This window comes from Lysinibacillus sp. NPDC056232 (assembly GCF_042267565.1).
Taxonomy (GTDB): Bacteria; Bacillota; Bacilli; order Bacillales_A; family Planococcaceae; genus Lysinibacillus.
On record NZ_JBHJTF010000018.1, the window covers coordinates 41,768 to 54,666 of the forward strand.

Annotated in this window: 15 protein-coding genes; 10 read left to right on the plus strand and 5 right to left on the minus strand. The window is 39.4% G+C overall.

Features of this window, described 5'->3' with window-relative positions; translation table 11 throughout:
* The first annotated feature begins 74 nt into the window (after positions 1-74).
* Complete coding sequence (locus tag ACFCYJ_RS14485) at positions 75-1,763, plus strand: FAD-binding protein (RefSeq protein ID WP_376074639.1); 1,689 nt, start codon at positions 75-77, stop codon at positions 1,761-1,763.
* A gap of 114 nt (positions 1,764-1,877) precedes the next feature.
* Here the strand turns inward: ACFCYJ_RS14485 and ACFCYJ_RS14490 are convergent, their stop codons facing one another.
* The 3 genes from ACFCYJ_RS14490 to ACFCYJ_RS14500 all read right to left on the minus strand — a co-directional run bounded on the left by ACFCYJ_RS14490 (position 1,878) and on the right by ACFCYJ_RS14500 (position 3,222).
* Positions 1,878-2,594, minus strand: a complete 717-nt coding sequence (locus tag ACFCYJ_RS14490) for an NUMOD4 domain-containing protein (protein ID WP_376074640.1) — start codon at positions 2,592-2,594, stop codon at positions 1,878-1,880.
* A gap of 112 nt (positions 2,595-2,706) precedes the next feature.
* The gene (locus ACFCYJ_RS14495; RefSeq protein WP_376074641.1) at positions 2,707-2,958 is read right to left on the minus strand and encodes a hypothetical protein; all 252 of its coding nucleotides are present in this window, start codon (positions 2,956-2,958) and stop codon (positions 2,707-2,709) included.
* 120 nt (positions 2,959-3,078) lie between these two features.
* A complete protein-coding gene (locus ACFCYJ_RS14500) occupies positions 3,079-3,222 on the minus strand; it encodes a hypothetical protein (RefSeq protein WP_376074642.1) in 144 nt (47 codons plus the stop codon).
* 124 nt (positions 3,223-3,346) lie between these two features.
* Between ACFCYJ_RS14500 and ACFCYJ_RS14505 the strand changes: the two genes are divergently transcribed.
* The 6 genes from ACFCYJ_RS14505 to ACFCYJ_RS14530 all read left to right on the plus strand — a co-directional run bounded on the left by ACFCYJ_RS14505 (position 3,347) and on the right by ACFCYJ_RS14530 (position 9,291).
* On the plus strand, positions 3,347-3,790 hold the full coding sequence (locus ACFCYJ_RS14505; RefSeq protein ID WP_376074643.1) for an SACOL1771 family peroxiredoxin: 444 nt from the start codon (positions 3,347-3,349) through the stop codon (positions 3,788-3,790).
* A 305-nt stretch (positions 3,791-4,095) separates the two neighbouring features.
* Positions 4,096-4,734 (plus strand): sugar transferase, encoded by a 639-nt coding sequence (locus ACFCYJ_RS14510; protein ID WP_376074644.1) that lies wholly within the window; start codon positions 4,096-4,098, stop codon positions 4,732-4,734.
* 47 nt (positions 4,735-4,781) lie between these two features.
* Complete coding sequence (locus ACFCYJ_RS14515) at positions 4,782-5,876, plus strand: glycosyltransferase family 4 protein (RefSeq protein ID WP_376074645.1); 1,095 nt, start codon at positions 4,782-4,784, stop codon at positions 5,874-5,876.
* Positions 5,869-7,551: a GNAT family N-acetyltransferase gene (locus tag ACFCYJ_RS14520; protein WP_376074646.1), complete on the plus strand. Its 1,683-nt coding sequence runs from the start codon at positions 5,869-5,871 to the stop codon at positions 7,549-7,551. The genes ACFCYJ_RS14515 and ACFCYJ_RS14520 overlap by 8 nt, the downstream gene beginning before the upstream one ends.
* A complete protein-coding gene (locus ACFCYJ_RS14525) occupies positions 7,532-8,278 on the plus strand; it encodes a hypothetical protein (protein WP_376074647.1) in 747 nt (248 codons plus the stop codon). Before ACFCYJ_RS14520 ends, ACFCYJ_RS14525 begins: the two co-directional genes overlap by 20 nt.
* Positions 8,266-9,291, plus strand: a complete 1,026-nt coding sequence (locus ACFCYJ_RS14530) for a polysaccharide deacetylase family protein (protein WP_376074648.1) — start codon at positions 8,266-8,268, stop codon at positions 9,289-9,291. Before ACFCYJ_RS14525 ends, ACFCYJ_RS14530 begins: the two co-directional genes overlap by 13 nt.
* Before the next feature lie 238 nt (positions 9,292-9,529).
* On the opposite strand, the gene ACFCYJ_RS14535 is transcribed toward ACFCYJ_RS14530, so the two are convergent.
* Positions 9,530-9,733 carry a hypothetical protein gene (locus ACFCYJ_RS14535; RefSeq protein WP_376074649.1) on the minus strand — a complete coding sequence of 68 codons (204 nt, stop codon included), beginning with the start codon at positions 9,731-9,733 and terminating at the stop codon, positions 9,530-9,532.
* A gap of 41 nt (positions 9,734-9,774) precedes the next feature.
* On the opposite strand from ACFCYJ_RS14535, the gene ACFCYJ_RS14540 reads away from it, so the two are divergent.
* From ACFCYJ_RS14540 to ACFCYJ_RS14550, 3 genes are all read left to right on the plus strand, one after another.
* The gene (locus ACFCYJ_RS14540) at positions 9,775-9,948 is read left to right on the plus strand and encodes a hypothetical protein (RefSeq protein ID WP_376074650.1); all 174 of its coding nucleotides are present in this window, start codon (positions 9,775-9,777) and stop codon (positions 9,946-9,948) included.
* Positions 9,949-9,982: 34 nt separating this feature from the next.
* Entirely contained in the window at positions 9,983-10,972 is a 990-nt protein-coding gene (locus ACFCYJ_RS14545; protein ID WP_376074651.1) for an agmatinase family protein, read from the plus strand.
* A gap of 357 nt (positions 10,973-11,329) precedes the next feature.
* Positions 11,330-12,217: a 5'-3' exonuclease gene (locus tag ACFCYJ_RS14550; protein WP_376074653.1), complete on the plus strand. Its 888-nt coding sequence runs from the start codon at positions 11,330-11,332 to the stop codon at positions 12,215-12,217.
* 127 nt (positions 12,218-12,344) lie between these two features.
* Here ACFCYJ_RS14550 and ACFCYJ_RS14555 read toward each other — a convergent pair whose 3' ends face one another.
* On the minus strand, positions 12,345-12,848 hold the full coding sequence (locus ACFCYJ_RS14555; RefSeq protein WP_376074688.1) for a C39 family peptidase: 504 nt from the start codon (positions 12,846-12,848) through the stop codon (positions 12,345-12,347).
* Positions 12,849-12,899 lie beyond the last annotated feature (51 nt).

Sequence of the window (12,899 nt, forward strand, 5' to 3'; positions counted from 1 at the left end):
TAAATTCTATACTTTTTATAGTAATACCAGATTCATTGATTTAGTAACTACTAATGAAGGTGAGGAATGGAAGTATGAAATGGGATGCGAGTTATGATGTGGTAGTAGTAGGTTCAGGCGCAGCAGGGTTAACAGCAGGTTTGACAGCAAAGCTACAGGGCATGAGATCATTAGTCATTGAAAAGACAGAGCGTTATGGTGGGGCATCTGCCTTGTCTGGTGGAGCACTATGGATTCCAAATAATCATGTGATTAAGGGTGAGGGTGTTCCTGATACACATAAACTAGCGCGTTTATACCTAGATTCAACTATTGGTGATCGTGTACCAGAGGCTTTAAAGGAAGCTTATATTAAACGAGGACCAGAAATGTTAAGGTATTTAAATAATCATACTAGGCATATGCGTTTCCAATATGCGAAAGGTTATTCAGATTATTATCCTGAAAAACCAGGTGGCTTCCCTCAAGGACGGTCGATTGAGCCACTTATTTTTGATTTGAAGAAAATGGGGTCATTAGCAGATACGATGCGTCGTTCTACATTGTCCACTAAAGGCTTTACGATGAATAGTTCTGAATTTCATAAGGTAAATATGATTAGCCGCACGACAAAAGGGAAAACAACTGCGTTAAAATTAGGTATACGATTAGTGAAATCGAAAGTTACAGGAAGTCTGCCTGTTGCATTAGGGGAAGCGCTAATTGCTCGTTTACGAATGTCACTTGCAGAAGCGAATGGAGAACTGTGGATCTCGACTGCATTTAAAGATTTTATCGTCGAAAATAATCGAGTGACTGGTATCATAGTTGAACGAGATGGGCAGGAGATGCGGATCGAGGCGAAGCGTGGAGTAGTGCTTTCTTCAGGTGGTTTTTCTCATAATCAAGCATATCGTGAAAAATATTTGCCGGCACCAACAAATGCAAAATGGACTTCTTCACCAGAGGGGCAAACGGGAGATATTATCGAACCAAGCGTGAAAATAGGGGCGACACTAGATTTAATGGATAAAGTATGGGGAGCCCCTTCCGTTATTGATCCTCAAGGACATCCTTTTTTCCTTGTTGCGGACCGCGGTGTTCCTAATATGACGGTTGTGGATGGTGATGGGAAACGTTATTTGAATGAAGCGGCACCTTATCATGAATTTGTAGACAATATGCATATTCACCATCAAAAAACAAAAAATGCTATACCTTCTTGGATAGTAATCGATGCAACAGCAAAGAGTCGGTATATTTTCACAGGATTATTCCCAGGACAATCTTTCCCAAAAAGTTGGTTTGATAACGGCATAGTGAAAAGTGCACAAACAATCGAAGAGCTTGCAGGGCAAATGAATGTTCCAGTGGAGAATTTAGTAGAAAATGTAGAGCGCTTCAATGCCTTTGCTCGGAATGGTCGAGATGAAGATTTCCACCGAGGAGATAGTGCTTATGATAATTATTATGGAGATCCTACTTTGAAGAATCCGAACCTAGCAGAGCTTACTAATGCTCCATTTTATGCACTCGCTTTATATCCTGGAGATATCGGGACTAAGGGTGGCTTAGTGGTGGATGAGCATGCTCGCGTTGTAAAGGCAGACGGTACGGCAATTGAAGGGTTATATGCATCAGGGAATTGCTCGGCCTCTATAATGGGCGAAACATATCCAGGGCCAGGTGCAACAATAGGACCAGGCATGACATTAAGCTATATTGCAACTACGCATATGGCAAATGCAGTTAATAAGGAAGAACAGACCTTGCTAAAGGTATAAAGAGCCCGTTACCTTCAATCAAAAGGTGAAAATGATTGAAGATCAATAGCAAGTATCACTCTTACCTAAAAAAATCCCTAGCGTCAATGCAACGACGCTAGGGGTTTATAATGATTAAAAGTGTACACCTGGTTTATCAGTTAACTTGCAGCCTGTACCATATTTCGCTTTTAAGGCACCTTTAAAATTAGTTTGTTCAAGTTCTGGGAATGCCTGTTTCCAAAGCTCAAATACATTATGACTTGAAGCAGTACCTTCTTTTGTTAGACGAACAATATGGAAACCATATTCATCGTTGCATCGAGCTAATGGACGATTTACGCGCACATTAATGATTCGACCGCTCGCTGTAACATCATATAAGCCTTCGTAACCGGAAATGGCACGTCTTTCTTCATCGATGTCAGCTGATTCTTCTGCTTTTTCTTTCTTTGCTTTTTTTGCTTCATTTTTTTCTACAGGCTTAGTAGCTTCTTTAATTTCCTCTTTCTCCACAGGCTTAGCTACTTCTTTAACTTCTTCTTTCTCTACAGGCTTAGCTACTTCTTTAACTTCCTCTTTGTCCACAGTCGTAGCCTCTTCTTTATTTTGAGGTGCAAGCTGTTCCATAATGACAAAATCCTTGTTAGAAGCTTTGTCGCTCATTGTAGCCATTACATTCATAATAGAGCCTACATAACGCACTGGTTTATCTTTGCCTTCTTCAAATACGAAAATATTATAATCGGTTTTATTCATTTTTTTCATAATAATATTTCCTGTTTTAGTAGTAAAACCGATAAATTTGTTCTTTTTAAGTGCTTGTATTGCTTGTTGCTTTGTTAAAATCATTTTTTAAATCTCCTAAAGAATTGTTTTTTCTATTCTACCATAAAATCAGTTTTCCTGTTTTTCTTAAATATTTGATGTTTTATTATTGCATTAATAATTCAAAGAAAAGCGATTATCGCCATAGTGTAAGGTTGATTTCCGCTCCGGCTGGGCGCTTTGTAGCTGCCGCTTTGCTTTCGCTACATAAAACATTTGTTGCTGTCGCTACGCTTTCGCACAGAGCAAAGCTTCCTGGGGGCGTCCGATGAGCCGCTTCACTCGCGTTGCTCGCTCCAGGGTCTCGGGCCAATACGATGTTGGTCACGAAGGCGTTATCACAGGACGTGATGGTTTTAGCCTTCGTTCCTCTATTGCTAATCCCCAAGGAGTCGCCCAGCCTCCGCTCCAATCAACTAAATCACATGGGATACGTTTTAACAAAATGTCATCCCAAATTTCCGATGATGGGCCAAAATCTATTTATAATCACTTTTATTACCCATCATCATAGCGTGGGGGTGATTTCCGTTCCGGCTGGGCGCTTTGTAGCTGCCGCTTTGCTTTCGCTACAGAAAACATTTGTTGCTGTCGCTACGCTTTCGCACAGAGCAAAGCTTCCTGGGGGCGTACGATGAGCCGCTTGGGGCAACCTTGCAAACTGATTCGGTTGGTAATAGAATTGGTCGGGTAATCAAGAAAACTGATCCGAGAGTGTGGGACTGCTCAGGTAAGCGCTCTAATCATACCCACATAACCAAAAGGAGGATTTTATTATGGTTCAACATTTATTTAATATGAATTTGAAATGGTCGGAGGGGAGAAATGGGGCAGGTACTATTATAGCGGACAATCTAAATACGAAAATTTCTATTCCTCGAGAAATGAATGGGCCAGGGATCGGAACAAATCCTGATGAAATGCTGCTTGGAGCGGCAGCTACCTGTTATTTAATTACACTGGCTACGTTACTTGAAAATTCGAAGATTGCTGTGTTGGATTTGTCTATGCAAGCTGAAGGTTTTGTGGATGTCACGAATGGTGTTTTTACTTATGAGAAAATCGTACATAAGCCAAGAATTGTTGTACAAGATGTAACTGAACGTGAACAAAAAAGAATTGAACGATTAGCTGAGAAGGCAGAACAAACATGTATGATCAGTAAGGCGTTAAAAGGAAATGTTCAAATAGCATGTGCTGTGCAAATTATACAAGGGTAACATGGAACATCTTTCAATTCGTGGCTGAGTATATGATCATGGTTAGGAGTTATTCAAAATAATTTTGAAATAACTCCTTTTTTGACGCATCACTAAAAGTGGGGTATTCCATTTGTTGAGATGTATGCCATGTATATGATGGCTCTTCGAGTAGCGCCTAGCCTGAACGGAAATCAACCCACGTTATGGTGATGAACCTCTTTTTTTCACATATTATTATGAAAATGCTTTATCAAAAGTAGTTCTATAAATGTCCCAAATGAATATATAAAGTTAAGTGCAAAAAAAATGTAAAGGATGATGTATTGCACGAGCAGCAGTTAGCTCAGACTAAGACATTTTATAGTAAGTACGGAAAAAGAATTTTTGATATTGCGGGGGCACTCCTATTACTTTTCTTAACCATTCCTCTTATGTTAGTAGTTTTCCTCATCTTACTCATTAGTACAGGTCGCCCTGTTTTTTTTAAACAAATTCGTACTGGACAGGAACATCAGCGCTTTGTTATTTGGAAGTTGCGGACAATGACCTTACAGGCAGTTCCGGTGAAAATGCCTAGATTGTGTGCAGACGGAATTCCAGATGATTTTTATTTTAAAACTGAACAGGATGCACGCATCACGAAGGTTGGGGCCGTTCTTCGGAAGTTAAGTATTGATGAAATTCCACAGCTCATTAATGTCTTAAAAGGAGATATGAGTATTGTTGGACCACGGCCAGAAGTTCCAACTATCACAAATGCTTATAACACTTTGCAGGCACGACGTTTAGATGTAAAGCCTGGTTTAACAGGGCTTGCTCAAATTAACGGCCGCTCTAATATTTCTCACGGACAAAAAATTTCATATGACCTAGAATACGTTGGTAAATATTCATTTTGGATGGATATAAAAATTATCATCAAAACATTTTACGTAGTTTTAGCGAGAACAGGTGCTTATTAAAATTTAAGGAGTGTTAGATCCTGAAGATCGTTCAGCTTATTACACGTATGGATAAGATTGGCGGAGCGCAAAAGCATGTGGAGGCACTTGCCATAAAATTGAAGCAAGATGCTCACGAGGTAACCATTGTAACGGGTCTTTATGATCCATCATTGTGGCGTTTTCAAGAAGAAAAAATTGATGTTATTAGTATTACAGACATGCAGCGAGCGATTCACTTTAAAAAGGATTTACAAACCTTTTGGCAAGTAAGAGCCGCATTTAAAAAAATACAACCAGATATTATTGCAGCTCATTCATCAAAGGCGGGCGCAATTGGACGTGTAGTAGGTAGGCTTTTACGCATTCCAACTGTTTTTACAGCTCATAGCTGGAGTTTTACAGAAGGCGTACCACATAAAAAAAAGAGGCTGTATCGTCGAATGGAAAAATCAGTTCAGCCGTTAACAGCTAAAATTATTACGGTATCTGAATACGATCGCAAATTAGCATTAACGAAAAAAATTGCTCCTGCTCATAAAATGCTAACGATTCATAATGGCATCGACCAAATAGAGAAGCAAGTAGCACCTAATAGAGAGAAGGAGGAGCATCCATTAATTGTGATGGTTGCTCGTTTTGAAGTGCCAAAAAGACAGGATTTATTGCTAGAAGCTTTAGCGGAGCTTTCTGATATACCTTGGCGCCTTCAATTAATAGGTGATGGCTCATTACGTCCTAATTTAGAAACATTTATTGTTACTAAAGGTTTAACGGATCGTGTCTCATTTTTAGGCAATCAATTAGATGTCACCTCTTTGCTTGAGGAAAGTCATTTATTTGTTTTGCTATCAGATTGGGAGGGCTTACCGATCTCAATTATAGAAGCGATGCGAGCGGGACTTCCGGTTATCGCCACGAATGTAGGTGGCGTCAATGAGTTGGTTTCTGACAATGAGAATGGATTTTTAATTAACCGAGATGATAAGGGCACACTAAAGAACAGGCTTAAACAATTGTTGATGGATAAGAACTTACGACAAAAAATGGGGGACGCTAGTGAGCGTCGATTTTTAAGGAATTTTACGTTTCTACCAATGTATCAGAAAACTCTATTTGTCTACGAACAGGCTGTATCAAAGTCCGTTAAGAAAGGTGATTAATTTGCAATTAATTCGCATTCGAACAGATGATGAGCTTATGTGGTACAAGGATATTTGGGATGGAATTTTAGCAGCGGAGGGCAATGATAATCCATTTATAGAATTTGCTTGGTTTTATAACTGGTGGCAAATCGTTGGGCGTAGAGAGCGTGTTGAGCTCTATGCTGTTGAAGAAAATGGTACGATCATTGCCTTTTTCCCTTTCACGGTTCGGCTACTATGGGGTGTACGAATTTATGCTCTGACGGGAGAAAATATTGCAAATTACTCCGGTGTTGTAGCGAAAAAAGAATGGCTGTTGCCTGCGACGACCTTTGTATTTGATCAGCTCATTGAAAAATATAAACATCTACTATTTTCATTTCATGGATTATTGGAAAGCAAAGACTCTACAAAGGTTATTGAGCAATATTTTGTTGAAAGGCAGTTACGCCCGAGTATTTTTCGTGTAGTGACACCGTATCTTGCCTTTCACGATATAGATTTTAATAATTATTTCAATCAACGTAGAAAAATGCATGGTGTGGATAGAAGAGAACGGAAGCTACGAAAATTAGGCTCATTAACGAGGAAAATACCTTCGCAGGACGAGCTTTGGCAAATGTTTAGATTATTTAATCGACGATGGGCAAAAAAAATAGACACAAGTGATTTTACAAAAGGTAAGAAAAAGGATTTTTTCGAACAGTTAACGCTTCTAAAAGAGGAGGCATTGCAAGTCAAAGTAGACGCACTTGTTTTTGAAGACCAATGGATTGCCTTTACCTATGGAATTTGCTGTCGAGGACGTTATGTTACTTACGCACTTGCACATGAGCCGACATTTAATATATTTGGACCGGGCAGATTAGTGAATCAAGAAACCATCAAGCAAATCTATTCTGAAAACTATCGCTTGTTCGATATGAGTATTGGCTATGAGCCGTATAAGTTCGATTGGCGCTCTAATATTGATTTTACAAGGCGTATGCTCGTAAGCAGTGGAACGAAGCGGGCAAAGCTTTTGGCGAGTCGTTTTACGCTAAAGGAACGACTAAAGGAATTTTTAAAAGGCAATCATCGTATGGTTGAATGGAAACGCAATACTCTAGGCCAATTACGTTACTTAGTAAAGTATGGAAAAGTAAAAGATTGGCTAGAATATGGACAACTATTCGTAGAAAAATTTATTCGTTTTAAGCAAGTGGATTTGTATGAATTATCCCCATCAGATAGTGAGACACCACATCGACCTGTAGGAGATTTGTTTGAGGAGTTGTCGATTCAGGAGGCGATGGAACTCGATGAGGAAGAGATTATTTCTTTATTTTACAAGGGATACACTATTTATAAAGATTCTTTTGCAGAAACGAATAAGCCTGCGTTTGCGATACATGCGGTGAACTGGCGTGTAGATGAATTGCAAATTGTCGAAACACTGCCAAAGCAGACATATTTTTTAACCTATGATGTTTATAAAAATATCGATATTATCACAGCCTTTTTCCAAAAAATGAAACCTGCACAAACACTTTGGGTTACTGCACGCTTTTGGCAATGGCGAAAGCGTAAACGATTATTGCAGCTAGGCTATAAACGTATTTCTCGAATGAAACATTTTAAATGTGCTCGTTATGAGCGAAATCATGTAGAAAAATACACAGAGAGTGGGGGCGATGTTCATTCTGTCCATTAAAAGTAAGCGATGGAATATCGCAATGCAGCATTTTTATTTTGTAGAAAAGCCAGCCAATGTTAGAAAATCGATGAAGGTCATTGGGTATACAAATTCACTTGTACCGAGTCGTAAGCTTGTTAAAAGTGAAACGGTTCATATTCACCTGACAGATAGTGAGTTATCATTGTATCTTGCTCTTTCAGAAAGTAATCGAAAAATACTTCGTCGTGCACAAAAAGAGTCCTATCAAGTTTTTATTTATAAAGAACCATCAGATGAAAATTTACGAGCCTTTCAACAGTTTTATAATAGTTTTGCGAAAAGGAAAAAACTCGAGCTCATTACTAAGTCTCAAATGGAAGCTATTACGCACTTAAAAGATAAAGGAGCGCTATGGTTGTCTGAGATTCGAAGTATTTGTGGACAAACACTTTGCTATAGACTCGATATTGTATACGCTAAAAAAGCGATGTCCTATTATGTAGCGACTTGTCATTCGCAATTGGTGCCAGATCATTTAAAAAGACCAGTTCGTTATGCAAATCGTTTCTTACTATGGCACAATTTATTGCATTTAAAGGAGCAGGGCTTTGTTTTATATGATATGGGGAAGTTAACTGATGACCAAAATGTTCGAGCGTTTAAGCAAGGCTTCGGTGGGCAAGTCATCGATGTATACTCTGGCTACATTACCCAATCAAAAATTCGTGCACTGTTACTGGGTGTGCAAAAATGGAGGAAGTAGTAATTGAAGTGAATCGTGGAGGTCTTGTCATATCATTGGATTTTGAACTAAATTGGGGTGTCCACGATGTGTTTAAGTACGGGCAATACAATAAAAATTTATATGGCGTACGTGAGGCATTGCCTAAAATACTAGAGTTGTTTGAACAATATGGTATTCATGCGACTTGGGCCACAGTGGGACTATTGTTTGCAGAAACAAAAGCAGAAATGGCTCACTACTTAAGAGGGATCCCTGTAAAATATGAAAACAGGCATTATGCAGCACATACACAATTTGCAAAAGTAGGAGAAGATGAGCAGGATGACCTCTTACATTTCGGCAAATCCTTAATTGAGAAGATTAAACGTACACCACATCAAGAAATAGGAAGTCATACATTTTCACATTTTTACTGTTTAGAAAATGGACAAACTGAAGCAGATTTTCGTGCAGACTTACACGCAACTGCAATGATTTGTGAAGAATATATCGCACCGATGAAATCGATTGTATTTCCGCGTAATCAGGTGAATGAAGCATATTTCTCAGCATGTCAGGAAGTAGGGTTTATATGCTATAGAGGAAATGAAAAACATCCGTTATACGATCCCCAAAAATTCACGAAAAAAGGTCGACTATTAGGTGCAAAAAAATGGCTGGATAGCTATGTCAATGTAACAGGAAATCATCTGATAACGCTTGAGGACATGCAAAAGGATTCCTTTATTAACATTCGTTCAAGTGCATTTTTAAGACCCTATTGTAGCCCATTACGATTTTTTGAAGGCTTAAAGGTTAAACGTATTAAAGAGGGAATGCATGCAGCTGCAATGTCTAAAGCTTTTTACCATTTATGGTGGCACCCTCATAATTTTGGCAAGAACATTGAAAAAAATTTAGCTATGCTTGAGGAACTTTTACTATATTATCAGGAATTGCGTCATCAATATAACTTTCAAAGCTACACGATGCATGAGGTCGCAGAGCTTTGCCAATCTTTAGCCCGCAAAAGCCCGATTGGTGAAGACTAATAATCGGTGGGGGAAAGAAGCCCCCTTTATCCCAACATAAAAAGTAGCAAACTAGAAAAGTGCCTAGTTTGTTACTTTTTTGTGTTTATAGGGGTAAATGAAGTGTGGAGATTTTTTAAAATTAAGAGGGAAAATCCTGAGCTTTGACGAAATTGTATGTACTAATGGTACTATGATGTTGAAGGAAATTCTTTAGGTATATTTGTAAGAACAATAAAGTAGCATAGGGCAATTGACTTCAATATGGCTCATCGCCCAAGAGTCGGGGTGACATTTTGTTAAAACATATGTCATGTGGATAAATTGATTGGAGTGGAGGCTGGGCGACTCCTCGGGGATCAGCAATAGAGGAACGAAGGCTAAGAGCATCACATCCTGTGATAACGCCTTCGTGACCAACATCGTGCTGCTGACGTTGCGTTAGCACTACGCTTTCGCGCAAAAAACATCTGTTGGCCCGAGACCCTGGAGCGAGCAAAGCGAGTGAAGCGGCTCATTGAACGCCCCCAGGAAGCTTTGCTCTGTGCGAAAGCGAAGCGTCAGCAACAAATGTTTTCTGTAGCGAAAGCAAAGCGGCAGCAACAAATGTTTTCTGTAGCGAAAGCAAAGCGGCAGCTACAAAGCGCCCAGCCGGAACGGAAATCAACCCCACGCTAAGATATAGAAAAATAGCATGAAGGTGGTCGTTAACATGTTTATTCAACCAGAATGGCAGTATAAGCAAGAAAATGGTTCAGCTATGCATCAATGGATTAAGCAAAAAGAAAATCCACTTCCGAGTGACGTAGATATTATTTTCTATGGTGCTTTATTATCGTATGCAAGTAAACCCTCCGAAAAAGCACTATATCCAACAGCGTTTCGAAAAGCTTGGCCAAGCTTTCAATCTTATAATTTAGATGAGCAAGTAGATTTGCGCTCGTTGGCAGTCGTTGATGTTGGCGATGTGGCCATCCACGAGACTGATAGAATGCTTTCAGAGTCAGCTATAGAAGCTGCAGCAGAAAGCTTAAGTACCGCATATTCTAAAAGTTTCACCTGTCTTATAGGTGGAGATCATGCGATTACAGCTTGCTCTCTAAGAGGAATAAAGAATGCTTTTCCAAAGGATCGCATCGGGATTATTCAAATTGATACGCATTTGGATGCCCGAAATCAGGAGGAAATTGGTTTAGCCATGGATTCTCCAATGCAGAAGCTCATTGCAGCTGGGATTGTAGAGGGGAAACATGTTTATAATGTCGGGCTACACGGCTTTTTTAATTCACCAGAAATGATTCACTACGCGAAAGAACAAGGAATACATATGATTACGTTAAAGCAAATGCGTCGTGATGGTATTCAATTAACTATTCGCGAAATGCTCCGACAGCTTATGTATGAGGTGGATCGTATTTATGTATCGGTCGATTTAGATGTACTCGATATTACATTTGCCCCAGATGTACCTGCCGCAACACCAGGTGGATTAACGGCCTATGAATTATTCGATATCCTAAAGCTCATTGGGGAAAATGAAGGAGTCCGCCATATTGACTTTGTCTTCGCAGATCCAAAGGAGGGGGACCTACGCCCGGAAACAGTGAAGCTGGGCGTGACAGCATTTTTACAATGGCTAACAGGTATTCGACTGGATTACCGCAATCGTATTCAAAAGAAAGGCAACGCCCAAATTAGGTAGTTGGAAAATGAGCCGTAGAATGATGGCTTGTATATATTTACAATGAAGTTTGATGATAGTTTGCTATAATAGAACAATGCTTAATATTAATATATTATGGCAGGCCTGTTGATTAGGAAATTATAGGTTTATTATTGACCGACAAAAGAATTTTTTTGTAGATACTTTGTTTATGTATGCTCATTTTTAGCTGATTGTAGCGGAGGGCTACTCGACGCTCACCCGTAGGAAAGCGAGTATCCCGTAGCAGAAATTCGGTTATCTAATTAATGAGCGTAGATGCAAATGGTTAATCAACACACCTGAAATATTATAGATGAATACAATCATTGTATTGTTATAGAGAGGATTATTATTATGACAACAAAACCAAAACTATTAATTGTTGATGGCATGGCGCTATTATTCCGTTCATTTTTTGCGTCTGCAGCGATGGGGCATTATATTCGCCTTGCGGATGGGACACCTTCTAATGGTGCCCAAGGATTTGTGCGTCATGTATTAACGGCACAATCTATTATGAAGCCGACCCATCTAGCTGTTTGTTGGGATATGGGGGCACATACATTCCGCAACGAATTATTTGATGGTTATAAGGCTAATCGTCCATCACCACCAGAGGAAATGCTACCACAATTTGATATGGCGAAAAATTTATCGCAACAAATCGGCTGGCAAAACTTCGGTGTTAAAGGAATGGAGGCAGATGATTTAATTGGCTCAATGATTACAAAATATCAGGATGAGGCTGACATTACGGTAATTAGCGGAGACAAGGATTTACTGCAGCTTTTAAGACCGTCAACGGAAATTGCTTTTACGAAAAAAGGCTACACAGAGTATGACGTTTATACGCATACACGTTTTCAAGAGGAATATGGCATCGAACCTATTCAATTTGCACAGGTCAAAGCTTTTATGGGGGATACGAGTGACGGCTACCCAGGCGTTAAGGGAATTGGACCAAAGCAGGCACTCGCGTTAATTCAATCGTATGGTTCTATTGAAAATGTTCTTACATCATTAGACGAATTAAAGCCTGGTCAACGTACGAAAATTAAAGAGAATTTAGATATGCTAAAATTGTCACACGAGCTTGCAACCATTCAAACGAATGTACCAATTGAGGCAGAATTAACGAACTTAGTATTACCAAATTACGAGCCCCAAACGTTCAAAGAAATAGAAGAACATGGCTACACATTAATCGCCAAGCAGGCACGCTCATTGTATTCACTTATTTAATAAATAGACATCATCTTCGCAGAGTATAGAAATATGCTCTGCTTTTTTCATACAATCTTTGAGTAATTAAGCCTTGAATTATTGATGAAAAAAGAACGTGTCTAACATATTACAGGCACGCTCTCACCTAGTTCGGTGTAATTTTCACGAAACTCAATACTTTTTCATTATCTTTAAAAGGAGCCATTCGAATTTTGCTTTCACGATCAGCACCACCATTATCATGGAACATTAACCACAGCTCATCATTTCGTATTTCATAGCCAATGAGAGGTACCCAATGATAGGCGAAGGCAGATTTTTTATCGCACCAATTTAGGCTAAAATATCGGTCAAAGCGTATGGCGACAGGGCGACCTGCATCGATTTCCTGCATAGCCTCCTTTAATGTACAATCGCGAATTTCCCATGTCGGACGAAGCCGGCGAAGATTGCGAATTAGGCGCCACTTAAATAACCCGATCTTTGTACCACCGAGAAGTTTATAAAGTTCATTTACCGAAGGAGCTTGATTTTCAAAGTAGTTTAAGATTACGTGTACAGTTGTAGGTCCACAAGCGGAATTATGATAGTTTGGTGAAATGGCTGCATCATATTGTGATTTTCCGAGTAACGACAATTGTTGGCGCATCATAATCTCCTTTCTAAAAAGAGCCGCATTTCAAAAAGAAATGCAGCTCGC